At 72.9% G+C, this 14,636-nt stretch carries 9 protein-coding genes; 6 read left to right on the top strand and 3 right to left on the bottom strand.

The window, feature by feature from the left end:
• Positions 1–8 precede the first annotated feature (8 nt).
• Together ACFWPI_RS07645 and ACFWPI_RS07640 are read right to left on the bottom strand one after the other, a co-directional pair.
• Complete coding sequence (locus ACFWPI_RS07645; RefSeq protein ID WP_380370825.1) at positions 9–2,642, bottom strand: SpoIIE family protein phosphatase; 2,634 nt, start codon at positions 2,640–2,642, stop codon at positions 9–11.
• A gap of 12 nt (positions 2,643–2,654) precedes the next feature.
• Positions 2,655–6,107, bottom strand: a complete 3,453-nt coding sequence (locus ACFWPI_RS07640) for a HAMP domain-containing protein (RefSeq protein ID WP_380370822.1) — start codon at positions 6,105–6,107, stop codon at positions 2,655–2,657.
• Between the two features lie 334 nt (positions 6,108–6,441).
• Between ACFWPI_RS07640 and ACFWPI_RS07635 the strand changes: the two genes are divergently transcribed.
• The 5 genes from ACFWPI_RS07635 (at position 6,442) to ACFWPI_RS07615 (ending at position 10,841) form a co-directional block, all read left to right on the top strand.
• A complete protein-coding gene (locus ACFWPI_RS07635; protein WP_380370820.1) occupies positions 6,442–7,386 on the top strand; it encodes an RNA polymerase sigma factor SigF in 945 nt (314 codons plus the stop codon).
• A 114-nt stretch (positions 7,387–7,500) separates the two neighbouring features.
• Positions 7,501–7,896 (top strand): STAS domain-containing protein, encoded by a 396-nt coding sequence (locus ACFWPI_RS07630; RefSeq protein WP_380338460.1) that lies wholly within the window; start codon positions 7,501–7,503, stop codon positions 7,894–7,896.
• A gap of 149 nt (positions 7,897–8,045) precedes the next feature.
• Positions 8,046–8,525: an ATP-binding protein gene (locus ACFWPI_RS07625; protein ID WP_380370818.1), complete on the top strand. Its 480-nt coding sequence runs from the start codon at positions 8,046–8,048 to the stop codon at positions 8,523–8,525.
• Positions 8,526–8,775: 250 nt separating this feature from the next.
• On the top strand, positions 8,776–10,455 hold the full coding sequence (gene ctaD, locus ACFWPI_RS07620; RefSeq protein WP_380370815.1) for a cytochrome c oxidase subunit I: 1,680 nt from the start codon (positions 8,776–8,778) through the stop codon (positions 10,453–10,455).
• Positions 10,452–10,841, top strand: coding sequence for a cytochrome c oxidase subunit 4 (locus ACFWPI_RS07615; RefSeq protein ID WP_063352478.1), 390 nt, complete (start codon positions 10,452–10,454; stop codon positions 10,839–10,841). The genes ctaD and ACFWPI_RS07615 overlap by 4 nt, the downstream gene beginning before the upstream one ends.
• A gap of 45 nt (positions 10,842–10,886) precedes the next feature.
• Here the strand turns inward: ACFWPI_RS07615 and ACFWPI_RS07610 are convergent, their stop codons facing one another.
• Positions 10,887–12,509: a cytochrome bc complex cytochrome b subunit gene (locus ACFWPI_RS07610; protein ID WP_380370812.1), complete on the bottom strand. Its 1,623-nt coding sequence runs from the start codon at positions 12,507–12,509 to the stop codon at positions 10,887–10,889.
• A 322-nt stretch (positions 12,510–12,831) separates the two neighbouring features.
• Here ACFWPI_RS07610 and ACFWPI_RS07605 point away from each other — a divergent pair, with 322 nt between their 5' ends.
• On the top strand, positions 12,832–14,445 hold the full coding sequence (locus ACFWPI_RS07605) for a threonine/serine exporter family protein (RefSeq protein WP_380370809.1): 1,614 nt from the start codon (positions 12,832–12,834) through the stop codon (positions 14,443–14,445).
• Positions 14,446–14,636 lie beyond the last annotated feature (191 nt).

The raw sequence follows: 14,636 nt of genomic DNA, 5'->3' as shown, positions 1-14,636 counted from the left end.
TCCGACCGCTACCGCACCATCACTCCGACCAGGCAGGTGTCGTCGTCGGTGTCGGCGTTGCTGTAGCGCAGCAGGTGGTCCAGGAGCTCTTCGAGGTTGGCCGAGCCGGTGTCCGACCCGGCGGCGGGCCCGGTGGCCGACCCGGTGCGGGACTCCTCGGCGAGGGCCGTCAGGCTGGTCAGCGACGCCTGGAGGGATTCGTCGCGGCGCTCGATGAGTCCGTCGGTGTACATCACCAGCGTGTCGTCGGCCTCCAGGACGAGCTCGCCCTGCTCGTAGTCGGCGTGGCCGATCGCGCCGAGGAGGATGCCGCCCAGCTGGGGCAGGATGTCCGCCCGCCCGCCACGCAGCAGGACCGGCGGCGGGTGCCCGGCGCGGGCCCACCGCAACCGGCGGGTCGCGGGTTCGTAGAGGCCGCACACCGCGGTGGCCGTGACGTTGTCGGTCAGGTGGTGGGTGACGCTGTTGAGCCAGCTCAGCAGCTGGGCCGGCCCGGCGCCGGTGGCGGCCAGGCCGCGCAGGGCGTTGCGCAGCGCGACCATGCCGGTGGCGGCCTCGATGCCGTGTCCGGAGACGTCGCCCACGCACAGCAGGACGTCTCCCGAGGGCAGGGCGAGGGTGTCGTACCAGTCCCCGCCGACCAGGTGGTCCTTCTCCGCCGGGCGGTAGCGCACGGCGACGCTCAGATCGTGCAGGTCCAGCGGGCCCCGGGTGGGCGGCATGATGGCGTGCTGGAGCTGGAGGGCGAGGCGGCTGCGCTCGGCCGCCTGCTGCTCGCTCTGCGCGAGCTGGTCGCGGGTGGCGGCGAGCGCGACCTCCGTCCAGTGCTGGGCGGAGATGTCCTGGTAGGCGCCGCGGACGGTGCCGAGCCCGCTGCCGGGGTCGCTGTCGAGCCTGCTGCCGGGGTCGTTGCCGAGCCCGCTGCCGGGATCGCGGACGGGCTCCGCGACGACGCGGATGTGGCGGGTGACGCCGTCCGGCCGCTGGAGGCGGAAGGCGGTGGAGGCCGGGCGCTGGTGGTGCAGGAGGGTGCGCAGGAACCGGTCGATGGCGTGGCGGTCGTCCGGGTGGGCGTGGTCGGGGAGCTGGTCGAGGGCCAGGGGCGCGGCGGTGGGCGGCAGCCCGTGCAGTTCGAACACCGTCTCGTTCCAGGCGATCTGCCGGGTTCGCAGGTTCTCCTCGAAACCGCCGATCCGGCCGAGCCGCTGGGCGTGCTGCAGCAGGCGGGCGACGCGCGGGGTGCCGTCGTCGAGGCGCCAGACGACCGCGAGGTGGCTGCCGTGCCGGCTGATGCCCACCTGTGCCCGGGTGGTCAGCGGTACTCCGTCGACCAGGGCGGCGAGGCGCATGTCCTGGGCGCGGAAGGGTTCCCCGGTGGCGAAGACGTGTTCGACCTTGTCGGCCAGGCCGCCCGGTTCGGCCGCCAGCGGGTACGCCTCCAGCAGGCGGGTGCCGGTGAGTACGCCGGTGGGCCGGCCGGCGAAGTCGACGAAGGCCGGGTTGAGGTGGCGGATCACGAACCGGGGCGGGAACTCGTCGCTGTCCGGCGCCGCCCGCAGGATCATGCACGGGTCGAGCAGGCCGTCCGTGAGCTGCCGCAGTTCGCCGAACTGCGCGTCGGCCGGGTCGCAGGCGGCGGGTTCCTGCCCGCTCCAGGACTCCAGCGTGGTGGCGGCCAGCTCGGCGAGCGCCTCGAACTGGCGTTGGAGCGGCTGGGAGCGCTCGGGCAGCGTGTCGGGCCAGCAGATCTCCAGGACGCCGATGAGCCGCCCGCCGACGCCGGCCGGGACGGCGAGCCGGCCGCCGTGGATCTCGTGCTGGCCGATCGAGGGCAGCGAGGCGCCGGCGAGCGTCGGGTAGCCGACCGCCGCGCGCTCGTCCAGGGCACGGCGGGCCGGGGTCGGCACGCCCGGCGGGACGTGGCGCCAGCGGCGTGCCTCCTCCTCGGGGAAACCGGCGCTGCCCGCCAGTGACAGGGAGAGGTCCGGGTGGGCGGCCCAGATGGCGACGGCGGCCGCGCCGAGCGGTCGCAGCGCGTGCTCCAGCATGGAACGCGCCGCCGCCGCGGCGTCACCGCTCGCGAGCACGTCCGCCTCGGCACTGCGCAGCCGCACGGCCACCGCTTCGGTGGGGGGAACCGAGGCGTCGGCGACGAACTCGCGGGCGAGGGCGGAGATCTCGTCCGCCGCGGCCTGGTTGACCAGGTCGGCGGCGAGCGCCAGGACCGTCACCCCGGCCTGCTCCGCGAGGCTCTCCAGCTGCCCGGCGGCCTCGGTGGGCCCGCACCGCAGGCGTTCCACCAGCACGCCGACGCCCATCTCGACGACGCCGCGGCCCGCCGCCTGGGCCTGGGCCCGTTCCAGTTCCAGCCTGAGCCGCTCCACCGTGGTGGCGAGCCGGTCGACCGCCGCGGACTCGCCTTCGGCGCGCGCCCGGGCCGCTGCCTGCGCCTCCGCAGCGCGCCGCTGCGCCCCGACCCTCGGCGTGTCGGCGGCCGGACCGGTCGGTGAGGCCGCTGCGGGACGGTCCGTGGCGCGCGGCTCCTGCGGACGGTCCGTGGCGCGCGGCTCCTGCGGATGGTGCACGGCTGTCGGCTCCTGAGCTCTGGACTGTCGGGGTGGGTGCGAGGGGACGCGGGGCATGGGGCAGGGCGACTACCGGGCGAGGTGGTCCCTGATCCTGCCGATCACCTCGTCGGCGTCCACCGGCTTGGTGATGTAGTCGCTGGCTCCCGAGGCCAGGCTCTTCTCCCGGTCGCCGATCATCGCCTTGGCGGTGACCGCGATGATCGGCAGCCCCTCGTGCTCGGGCATGGCGCGGATCGCCGCGGTGGCGGAGTAGCCGTCCATCTCGGGCATCATCACGTCCATCAGGATCACGTCGATCCCGGGGTGCGCGCGGAGGGCTTCGAGCGCGGCGAGCCCGTTCTCGGCCTGGAGGACCCGCATGCCGCGCAGCTCCAGGATGCTGGTGATCGCGAAGAGGTTGCGGTCGTCGTCGTCGACCACCAGCGCGGTGCGACCGGAGAGCACCGGGTCGCCTCCGCGGCCCCGGGCGGGGTTCCCGTCCGCGCGGCGTGCCGGGGGCAGGACGCGCCCGGGCCCGTCGGCGCTCATGTGGAGGGCGATGCGTTCGCGCAGCTCGTCGAGGCTGGAGATGAGCTCCAGTGGCCGTTCCCCCTCCCGGCGGACGGCGTGCTCGTCGCCGGTGGTGACGCCCCGGCTGTTGTGGGCCAGCACCGGGACGGTGTGCAGGGCCGGGTCGCGTTCCATCTCCGCCAGGAGCGTGGCCGCCGCGCTGTCCGGCAGGTCGAGCTCCAGGACGACGCAGTGGTACGGGGCGGTGGCGAGCGCAGTGGCGGCCTCCGGGGCGCCGACCGTGGTGACTATCTCGACCCGGCGCTGCGCGCCGGCGGAGCGGGCGAGGTCGGCGACGGCGTTCTCCGCCACCAGGGACAGCAGGCCGTTGGGGCGGCCTTCGACCACGAGCAGGCGCCGCGGCCGGCCGGCGGCGGGAGGCGAGGGGGCCCGCTCCGGCGCCTCGGACGGGCCGGTGCCCCCGGCGCCCAGCGCCTTGCGGGCCCCGTCGGCGCCGGTCTCGGCCAGGTCGGGGCGGGTCGCGGGGACGTAGAGGGTGAAGGTGCTGCCCCGGCCCAGGGTGCTCTCCACCGTGATCGCGCCGCCGAGCAGGTAGGCGATCTCGCGGCTGATGGACAGCCCGAGGCCGGTGCCGCCGTACTTGCGGCTGGTGGTGCCGTCGGCCTGCTGGAAGGCGCCGAAGACGCTCTCCACGTGCTGGGGGGCGATGCCGACTCCGGTGTCGCTCACGTGGAAGGCGAGCACCGGGCCGCCGCGCCGGACGGCGTCGGGCAGGTCGGTCTCGTCGGCGGGCTCGATGCGAAGTTCGACCCGGCCCTGCTCGGTGAACTTGACGGCGTTGGACAGCAGATTGCGCAGCACCTGGCGCAACCGGTAGTCGTCGGTGAGGAGTTCGGCGGGGATCTGCTGGACCGTCCGCACCGTGAAGGCGAGGTTCTTCTGGCTGGTCAGCGGGCGGAAGGTGGCTTCGACGTAGTCGAGCAGCGCGCGCAGCGGCACCGCCTCGATGTTGAGGTCCATCTTTCCGGCCTCGACCTTGGACAGGTCGAGGATGTCGTTGATCAACTGGAGCAGGTCGGAGCCCGCGGAGTGGATGATCCCGGCGTACTCGACCTGCTTGGCGGTCAGGTTGCGGGTGGGGTTCTGGGCGAGCAGCTGGGCGAGGATGAGCAGGCTGTTGAGTGGCGTGCGCAGTTCGTGGCTCATGTTGGCCAGGAACTCCGACTTGTACTTCGAGGCGAGGGACAGCTGGTGGGCGCGCTCCTCCAGTTCTTGGCGGGCCTGTTCGATCTCCAGGTTCTTGGTCTCGATGTCGCGGTTCTGTGCCGCCAGCAGGTCGGCCTTCTCCTCCAGCTCGGCGTTGGAGGCCTGCAACTCGTCCCGGCGTGCCTGCAACTCCTGTGAGCGGACCTGGAGTTCGGCGGTGAGCCGCTGGGACTCGTCGAGCAGCTCGTCGGTGCGGGCGTTGGCGATGATGGTGTTGACGTTGACGCCGATGGTCTCCATGAGCTGGTCGAGGAAGTCCAGGTGGACCTGGGTGAACGGCTGGACGGAGGCCAGTTCGATGACGCCGAGGACCTGGTCCTCGACCACGATGGGCAGCACCACCAGGGACAGCGCCCCGGTGCGGCCGAGGCCGGAGGAGGCGGCCAGGTAGTCCGGCGGCAGGGCGTCGACGGTGATGGCGCGCCGGCTGCGCGCGGCCTGGCCGACGAACGACTCGCCGAGGCGGAAGCGGGTGGGGCGCTCGCCGTCGGGGAAGGCGTAGGAGCCGACCAGCTGGAGCACCGTCCCGACGGGGCTGTCCTCGGCGAGGTAGAAGACGCCGCACTGCGCGCCGACGAGGGGGGCGAGTTCGTCCATGACGGACTCGGCGACGACCCCGAGGTCGCGCCGGCCCTGCATCAGGGCCGAGAAGCTGGCGAGGTTGGTCTTGAGCCAGTCCTGCTCCTCGTTGGCGCGGGTGGTCTCGCGCAGCGACCCGACCATGGCGTTGATGTTGTCCTTGAGGTCGGCGACCTCGCCGGAGGCGTCCACGCTGATCGAGCGGGTGAGGTCGCCGGCGGCGACGGCGCTGGTGACCTCGGCGATGGCGCGGACCTGCCGGGTGAGGTTGCCGGCCAGCTCGTTGACGTTCTCGGTGAGGCGTTTCCAGGTGCCGGAGACGCCCTCCACCTCGGCCTGGCCGCCGAGCCGGCCCTCGGTGCCGACCTCCCGGGCGACCCTGGTCACCTCGTCGGCGAAGGAGGACAGCTGGTCGACCATCGTGTTGATGGTCTCCTTCAGTTCCAGGATCTCGCCGCGCGCGGTGACGGTGATCTTCTGTGACAGGTCCCCGCGTGCGACCGCCGTGGCCACCTGGGCGATCGCGCGGACCTGGCCGGTGAGGTTGCCGGCCATGAAGTTCACCGAGTCCGTGAGGTCGCGCCACGTCCCCGAGACGCCCTTCACGTCGGCCTGGCCGCCCAGGATGCCCTCGGTGCCGACCTCCCGCGCCACCCGGGTCACCTCGCCGGCGAACGAGGACAACTGGTCGACCATCGTGTTGACGGTGTTCTTCAGCTCCAGGATCTCGCCCCGGGCATCGACGGTGATCTTCTGCGACAGGTCCCCCTTGGCCACCGCGGTGGCGACCTGGGCGATGTCCCGCACCTGGGTGGTGAGATTGCCCGCCATCGCGTTGACCGAGTCGGTCAGGTCCTCCCAGGTGCCCGACACCCCGGGCACCTGGGCCTGGCCGCCGAGCCGGCCCTCGGTGCCGACCTCCCGGGCGACCCTGGTCACCTCCGAGGTGAACCGCGACAGTTGGTCGACCATGCCGTTGAACACCGTGGCGATCTCGCCCAGCAGCCCGTCCGCGTCGCCCGGCAGCTTGGTGCTGAAATCGCCGTCGCGCACCGCCGTCAACCCGGCCAGCAGCAGCCGCAGTTCCGGCTCGCCCACCTGCGCGGCGCCCGCCCCCTCGTCCGGGCGGTGCTGTGAGTCGCGGGACGTGGTCGGGCCAGCCATCGAACGTCGCCTCCGTGGAACGCCGGGCCGACTGGCCCGAATCCGGTCGTGGGCACCCCGAAGGACGGGCCGGGGGACCTGGCCGTCGTTCCAGGTGTTGTACCGCCTTCGGAGGCTACCCCAGCCCGCACACCGCCGGACAACGGTTGCCCCCCGGCCGTGCGCCCCGCCCGCCGCCCGGACGCGCGTCCGCGCCCCGGACAGGCCGCCGCCCACCTCGGAGCCGTTGCGGGCTTCACGAAACCTCCATGGGGGGCGGCTGCATCGATCCGCCGGCACGGGGTACCGGGGGGCAGACCGCGCCGACACGAGAGAGCACGAGAGAGGGAGTCCGATGGCCACGACCACTGGGGAACTGCCCGCCTCCGCCCACCCGTCGACGGGAGGTCCGTCCCGCACGGCCGCTCCTGCCGGAGAGCCCCGGGACCTGCCTTCGCCGGAACTCGCCGACGCCGGAGGGCTTCGGGACCTGCTCCCGCCGGAGCTCGCCGACGCCGGTGACCTGCGGGAGATCGCGCCGGCCGACGCGCGCGAGCTCAACAAGGTGCTGCTGCGCCGGCTCCGCACGCTGGAGGAGGGGACGAAGGAGTACTCGTACGTCCGCGCCACCCTGGTCGAGACGAACCTGTCCCTGGTGAGGTTCGGGGTCCGCCGCTTCAACTCGCACCGCGAGCCGCAGGAGGACCTGCTCCAGGTCGGCGCGGTCGGCCTGATCAAGGCCATCGACCGCTTCGACCCCGACCTCGGCGTCGAGTTCACCACCTTCGCCATACCGACCGTCCTCGGCGAGATCCGGCGCCACTTCCGCGACACCACGTGGGCCGTCCACGTGCCACGCCGCCTCCAGGAGCTGCGCATCCTCCTGGCCAAGGCGCAGGAACGCCTGTCGCAGGACCTGGACCGGGCCCCCACGGTCGCCGAACTCGCCGAGCACCTCGCGCTCTCCCCCGAGGAGGTCGTCGAAGGGCTGACCGCCGCGAACGCGCACACCGCCGGCTCCCTGGACCTCGGCGGCAGCAACGACGACGACGCCCCCGGCCCGCTGGGCGACCGGCTCGGCGAGGACGACCGGGACCTCGCCCTCGTCGACGACCTGGTGGCGCTCAAGCCGCTCATCGCCGACCTGCCGGAGCGGCAACGGCTCATCCTGTCCATGCGCTTCTGCGAGGACATGACGCAGTCGCAGATCGGCGCCCGCCTCGGGCTGTCCCAGATGCACGTCTCCCGGCTGCTCAGCCGCACCCTGCGGCACCTGCGCGACGGGCTGGAGGACGGCTGAGGACGCGTCGCCGCACGAGCCCCGGGCAGGACCAAGCCGGGTGCACACCCCCGTGTTTGGCAGTCCGGCACAACCTCCGTATGGTCGGAAGGCATGGACATGGAGGAGACGACGATGATGCCATTCGACGACGTTCGGGCGGCCGCCGCGCCGGCAGCGTCCCCGCGCCCCGCGGAACTGGTGGTCGAGACCCGTGCCACGGCCTCCGGTGCGGTGGTGTGCGCCCTCGTGGGCGACCTCGACATCGAGACGCTCGCCTCGGCCGCCAACCTGCTCACCAGCGTGATCGCGCAGCGCCGCGGCGCGGTGGTGATCGACCTCGCCGGGGTGGGCTTCTGCGACTCCTCCGGCCTGAACCTCCTGCTCAAGACCCGCCTCGCGGCGGCGGAGGAGGGGCTGGACCTGCACTTGGCCGCCGTGGCGCCCACCGTCATGCGGGTCCTCGAACTGACCGGCGCGCAGGCGGTGTTCTCCATCCACGACTCGGTCGACGAGGCCCTGGCGGCCTGACCGCCCCGACTCGGGCCGCCAGGGCCTCGGTCCGAGGCCGGCCGGCCGCCCGCTCCGGCCCCGGTTCGACGCCGGCACGGGGCATAATCCGAGAACTGCCGGGAAACCGACCGTGCGAGACCGCCGTCGATCCGAAAGGGTGTCCTCACATGACGATGAGCCGGGGAACCCTGGACGGTGACCCGCACCAGCCGGGCCCGGCGCTGCCCGTCGGCGGCCAGCGCAGGCGGCTGACCCTGTCCGGCATCCCCAAACCGGTCGCCCACGCCAGGACCTTCACCGCCCGTGCCCTCGACGACTGGTACGCGTCCGCTGCCGGGCCCGGCGCCGGCGAAGGCACCCTCGCGGACGTCGTCCTGCTGGTGGCGGAACTCGTCGCCAACGCCATGCTCCACGGCGACGGCCCGCTGGAACTGGTCCTGGACGCCACCGGGATCCGCCTGCGGGCCGAGGTCAGCGACCGCAGCCCGACCCTGCCCACCCCGCGTCGCCCGCACAACCCGGCCCTGCCCGGCGGCCACGGCCTGTTCATCGTGGAGCGGACCGCCGACCGGTGGGGCGCCGAACCGCACAGCCACGGGAAGACGATCTGGGCCGAGTTCGACGCCGCACGGCTGATCCGTAGCTGATCCGTAGCTGACCCGCGGCTGATCCGTAGCTGACCCGCGGCTGACCCGCGGCTGACCCGCGGCGGCGCCTCGCCGGATCGCACCAGTGCGCCGACTTCGTCATCCGCGCCCGGCCGGGGCCGCCACGCCGACTCCGGTTCAGGGGCCCTTGCGACGGTGGGTGATTGCATGGCGACAGCATGTGTCCCGGCGAGCGTCTCCGCGTCTTTCTCCTGCGGGTACGGGCGGCCCCGGCAGGAGGAGGAAGCGGATGGCGCAGACCCGGCGGCGGGCCGCCGCCCGCCCGGCGCCCGGCGTGGCCCGTCGGCGTCAAGGCTCGGCGGTGCTGCGGTGGTTGAGCACGACCGACCACAAGGCCATCGGCAACCTGTACCTGACGACGGCGTTCGGGTTCTTCCTGTTCGCCGGGCTGCTGGCGATGCTCATGCGCGCGGAGCTCATGCGGCCGGGACTGCAGGTGGTGAGCAACGAGCAGTACAACCAGTTGTTCACCATCCACGGGACGATCATGATGCTGCTGTTCGCCACACCGACGTTCGCCGGTTTCGCGAACGCCGTGATGCCGCTGCAGATCGGTTCCCCGGACGTGGCGTTCCCCCGGCTGAACGCGTTCACGTACTGGGTGTACCTGTTCGGCGGCCTGATGGTGGTCGGGGGCTTCCTGACCACCGACGGCGCCGCGTCGTTCGGCTGGTTCGCCTACGCCCCGCTGAACGGGCCGCTCCACAGCCCGGGAACGGGCGCCGACCTGTGGGCCGTCGGGCTGATCGTGGCGGGTCTGAGCACGATCCTGGGAGCCGTCAACTTCATCACCACCATCGTCTGCCTGCGGGCACCGGGCATGACGCTGTTCCGGATGCCGGTCTTCACCTGGAACGTGCTGTTCACCTCGATCCTCGCGCTGCTCGCCTTCACCCCGCTGACCGCGGCGCTGTTCGCGCTGGAGGCGGACCGCAAGCTGGGCGCCCACGTCTTCGACCCGGCCAACGGCGGGGCGATGCTGTGGCAGCACCTGTTCTGGTTCTTCGGCCACCCCGAGGTGTACATCGTGGCGCTGCCGTTCTTCGGCATCATCTCCGAGGTCATCCCGGTGTTCAGCCGCAAACCGGTCTTCGGCTACTACGGACTGATCGGTGCCACGATCGCGATCACCGCGCTGTCCGCGGTCGTGTGGGCCCACCACATGTTCGCCACCGGCCAGGTGCTGCTGCCGTTCTTCTCCCTGGCCTCGCTGCTCATCGCGGTGCCGACCGGGGTGAAGTTCTTCAACTGGATCGGCACCCTGTGGAACGGCTCGCTCTCCTTCGAGACGCCCATGCTGTTCGCCCTCGGCTTCCTGGTGACCTTCCTCCTCGGCGGGCTGACCGGCGTCCTGCTGGCCGCGCCTCCGATCGACTTCCACGTCACCGACAGCTACTTCGTGGTCGCCCACCTGCACTACGTCCTCTTCGGGACGGTCGTGTTCGCGATGTTCGCCGGCTTCTACTTCTGGTGGCCCAAGATCACCGGCAGGCTGCTGGACGAACGCCTCGGAAGGATCCACTTCTGGATGCTGCTGCCCGCGTTCCAGATCACCTTCCTCGTGCAGCACTGGCTCGGCGCCCAGGGCATGCCGCGCCGCTACGCCGACTACCTGCCCTCGGACGGCTTCACCACCCTGAACACCGTCTCCTCGATCGGTGCGTTCCTGCTGGGCGCGTCGACCCTGCCCTTCCTGTACAACGTGTGGCGCACCGCCAGGTACGGAGTCCCGGTCACCGAGGACGACCCGTGGGGCTACGGGCGCTCCCTGGAATGGGCGACCTCCTGCCCGCCGCCGCGCCACAACTTCCACGCCCTGCCCCGCATCCGCTCCGAAGGCCCGGCCTTCGACCTGCACCACCCGGAGTATTCGCGCATGGCGCTCGAAGGCGAGGAGAACGCGCGGTGAAGACCGAGTCCTACCTGTTCGCGGGCGTCGCGCTGTTCTTCGCCGTCGCCGCTTCGATCTACGGCTGGTTCGCCCGGGAGCCGGCCGGCAAGGCGGCGCTGGTCGTGGCCTTCATGATGTCCACGCTGATCGCGTTCTTCTTCCGGACCCAGTACTCCCGCCGCGGCCGCCGGCCGCAGGACCGCACCGACGCCGAGATCGTCACCGGTGTCGGGCCGCTGGAGTTCTTCGCACCGCGCAGCTACTACCCGCTGCTCACCGCCGCAGGCGTCGCGGTCGCCGGGCTGGGGCTGGTGTACGCCTTGTGGCTCTTCCTCATCGGAGCGGGTGTGACGGGCGCCGGCGTCCTGGGCTTCGTCTTTCAGCACGCCCAGCGCGGGCAGTGAGTCCGGCCGGTCGGCGACCGGCGGTCAGTGGTCGGTCATCGGGGGTCACCGCTCGGCGCGTCCCGCGTCGGCGGGCGCGAGCGGCTCCGGCTGCGGCTCGTCCACCGCCGCCGCCATGTTGTCCCGGTAGTACCAGGAGCTCAGGGCGGCCCGCAGCCGTGCGCGCCGCGAGGCGCCCTCGCCCGGCGCCGGCAGGGGAAGCGGGGCGTCGCGCAGGGCCAGCGTGTAGCGCAGGCCGGCGGGAAGCGGCCGGTGCTCGCCGTGGAAGGCACCCTCGACGGCCTCGTGCACGAATCCGGTCTCGTCTCCCTCCGTCACCCGCTCCAGGTCCCGCTCCTGCAAGGCCAGGCACAGGCGCCGGGTGATCCAGAAGGCCACCGCCGGCCCGACGAACAGGCCCACCCGCAGGAACCAGTTCAGGCCCTCCACCGGCACGTCCAGTGCCCGGGCGACGACGTCCTGGCCGCCGGCGACCAGCAGCACGACGTAGAAGCACGTCCCGGCGACAGCCAGCGCCGTCCGGGTCTGCCGGTTGCGGGGGCGGTCGCACAGGTGCTGCTCGCCGCTCCCCGGGGTGATCCAGCGCTCGAAGAACGGATAGCCGTACAGGGCGGCGAAGAACAGCAGCGGGAACAGCACGGCCGGAATCAGCGGGTTCCAGGCGACGGTGTGGCCCCACAGCCGCGTCTCGGCCCCGGGCATCAGCCGCAGCGCGCCCTCGATGAACCCCATGTACCAGTCCGGCTGCGCGTCGGTGGAGTCCTGGTCGGGGCGGTAGGGCCCGTACAGCCAGATCGGGTTGACCTGGGCGATGGCGGCGGCCAGCGCCAGCACCCCGAAGACCATCGCCATCAGGCCCGCCGTCTGGACGCTGAAGTGCGGGAAGAGGGGCTTCCCGACGACGTTGCGGTTGGTGCGTCCGGGCCCGGCCCACTGGGTGTGCTTGAGGTGGAAGACCAGGATCAGGTGCGCGGTGATCAGGCCGAGCAGGAGACCCGGCAGCAGCAGGATGTGCGCGCTGTACAACCGGGGGACGATGTCGTGCCCGGGAAGCTCCCCGCCGAAGAGGAAGAAGCTCAGGTAGGTGCCGACCAGCGGGACCGACAGGATGAAGCCCTGGGCCGTGCGCAGGCCGGTGCCGGAGAGCAGGTCGTCGGGCAGCGAGTAGCCGGCGAAACCCTCCAGCAGGGCGAGTTGGAACAGCGTCAGTCCCACCAGCCAGTTGACCTCCCTGGGGCGGCGGAACGCGCCGGTGAGGAAGATGCGCAGCAGGTGCGCGCAGATCGCGGCGGTGAACACCAGTGCCGCCCAGTGGTGGATCTGGCGGATCAGCAGGCCGCCGCGCACGTCGAAACTGATCGACAGCGTCGAGGCGTACGCCTGGGACATCCGCACCCCGCGAAGCGGTGGGTACGTTCCGGCGTACACGATCTCGGTCATGGACGGTGTGAAGAACAACGTCAGGAAGACGCCGGTCAACAGCAGCAGCACGAAGGTGTAGAGCGCCAACTCGCCGAGCAGGAAGGACCAGTGGTCGGGAAAGACCTTCCGGAGCAGGCCCTTGGCCCCGTCGAACAGCGGCAGCCGCCGGTCCAGCGCGACCGCCGTGCTCCGGGCGGCCCGCTCCGCCCGCCGCCCGGCCCGCGCCCTCCACCTCGACAGCCGCACGCCGTTCCTCCCGTCCGCTCCGATCGTGTGTCCCGATAGCCATATCCCGTGGCGGCGGGACGGCCGGACGGGGCTCGCCCACCACTACGGGCTTCACTCGGACGGCCGCGGCTCGGTGCTCCTCCGCCCTCCCAGGTTCCGGCGTCGGCCCGCTGACCTGCGGATTCTCCCCGAGCCCTGGTCTGGAGGCAGCGGGCCGACCCACGGACGGCGGGCGTGAACGGACCCCCGCGCTCCGGTCGGGACGTTCACGAAATGATGGCTGCGGGTAGTCGAGTGGGTGCGAAAGGTCATCAGGTGGGGGGTGCGGCAGGGAGCGACGATGCCGGAACACGAGCAGTTCGGCGTGCGGGCCGAGGCGGACGGGCCGGCGAGCCGGACCGGAAGAGTCCCGCCCCAGGCGAGTCCGGAGGAGGCCCCCGGGGCCGCCCCCGCCTCCGGGGAAGGCCCCGCCCCCGCCTCCGGGGAAGGTCGAGTTCAGGGGGAGGGCCGGGCGCCCGGCCGGCCGGCGCCGCCCGGGGCGGAGAGCGGACCCGCCGATGCCGACGGCACGGCGGCCTGGCCGGACCTGATGCTGCCGCTGCTGCGCACCCCGACCACCGACCGCCCGCTGGTGACCGGCGAACCCGGCGCGAACGACCCGGGGCCGGCCGCGGTGGCCGCCGTCCTGGACCTCGCACTGCTGGTGGGCGAGCTGATGCTGGCCTGCGGCGAGGCCGCCGAGGACGTCGAGGCCGCCATGCTCGCCGTCGCGCAGGCCTACCGGGCCCAGCCCTGCGACCCCCAGGTCACCTTCACCCGGGTGGCGATCTCGTACCAGCCGGGCCCCTCGGAGCCGCCCGTGACGGTCGAGCGGTCCGTGCGCCACCCGGCCGGGGACTACGCGCGGCTGGCCGTGCTCTTCCGGCTGGTCACCGAGATCACGACCGGCGGACTCGTCGTCGACGACGCCCACCACCGGCTGAGGGCCGTGCGCCGGCACTGCCGCCACTACCCCGCGTGGCTCCTGGTCCTGTCCTCCGGCCTGCTGGCCGGCGCCGCGACGCTGCTGGTCGGCGGCCGGGCCGACGCCCGGGCCTGGCTGGTGTTCGTCAGCGCCGTCGCCGCGGCACTGGCCGGCGACCGGCTCTCGGCGCTGGTCGGACGCCACGACCTCCCGGAGTTCTACCGGATCGCGACGGCCGCGACCCCGGCGGCGGCGATCGGCATCCTGCTGTCCTTCAACGGGCTGAACCTGGGCGGATCGGTGGTGATCACCGGAGGGCTGTACACGCTCCTGCCCGGATGGCCCATGGTGGCGGCGGCGCAGGACGGCCTCGCGGGTTTCTACCTCACCGCGGCCGCACGCCTGATGGAAACGCTGTACATGATGGCCGGCGTGGTGGTCGGGGTGATGACCGTGCTCTACATCGGCGTCAACAACGGCGCCGACCTGGCGGCCCGACCCGTCCCGGTCGCCGCGTCGAACCCGCCGCTCCAACTGGTGGCGGCGCTCCTGCTCACCCTGACCTTCGCGGTGCTGCTCAACACCGAGCCGGGCACGCTGCCGGCCGTCCTGCTCAACAGCGGGGTCGGCTGGACGACGTACGGCGTGCTGGTCAACGCCGGCGGCGAGCCCATCATGGCCACCGGCCTCGCCGCCGGGCTGGTGGGCCTGTCCGGCCAGCTCATGGCCCGCTACCGGGGAAGCTCCTCGCTGCCGTACGTCACCGCGGCCCTGGGGCCGCTGCTGCCCGGCTCGTTGCTGTACTTCGGGCTGCTCGCCTTCGTCCGGGGCGAGCCCGAGATCGGGCTCGTCGGCGTCGGGCGCGCCACGGCCACGGCGATGGCGGTGGCGATCGGCGTGAACCTGGGCCGCGAGGTCGCCCGGCTGTTCCTCCCCGCCCCGGGCGTGGTCCCGGCGCCCGGCCGCAGCGCCGGGCGGCACCGCCGCTGAGGGCCGGCCGCCACCGTCGCTGACGGCCGGCCGCCACCGTCGTTGAGGGCGGCGGGCGGCGGGCGGCGGGCGGCGGGCGGCGGGCGGCGGGCGGCGGGCGGCGCCCGCGGCCCCCGGGGGCGCGCCCCCCACCACCCACCCAGCCCCCACACCCAACCCCACCAGAAAGAACGACAAAAAAACCACCAACC

Source organism: Kitasatospora sp. NPDC058492 (assembly GCF_042720685.1).
GTDB lineage: Bacteria > Actinomycetota > Actinomycetes > Streptomycetales > Streptomycetaceae > Kitasatospora.
Note: the sequence above shows the minus strand (reverse complement) of the source record. Positions and strands in the feature narration are given on the sequence as shown.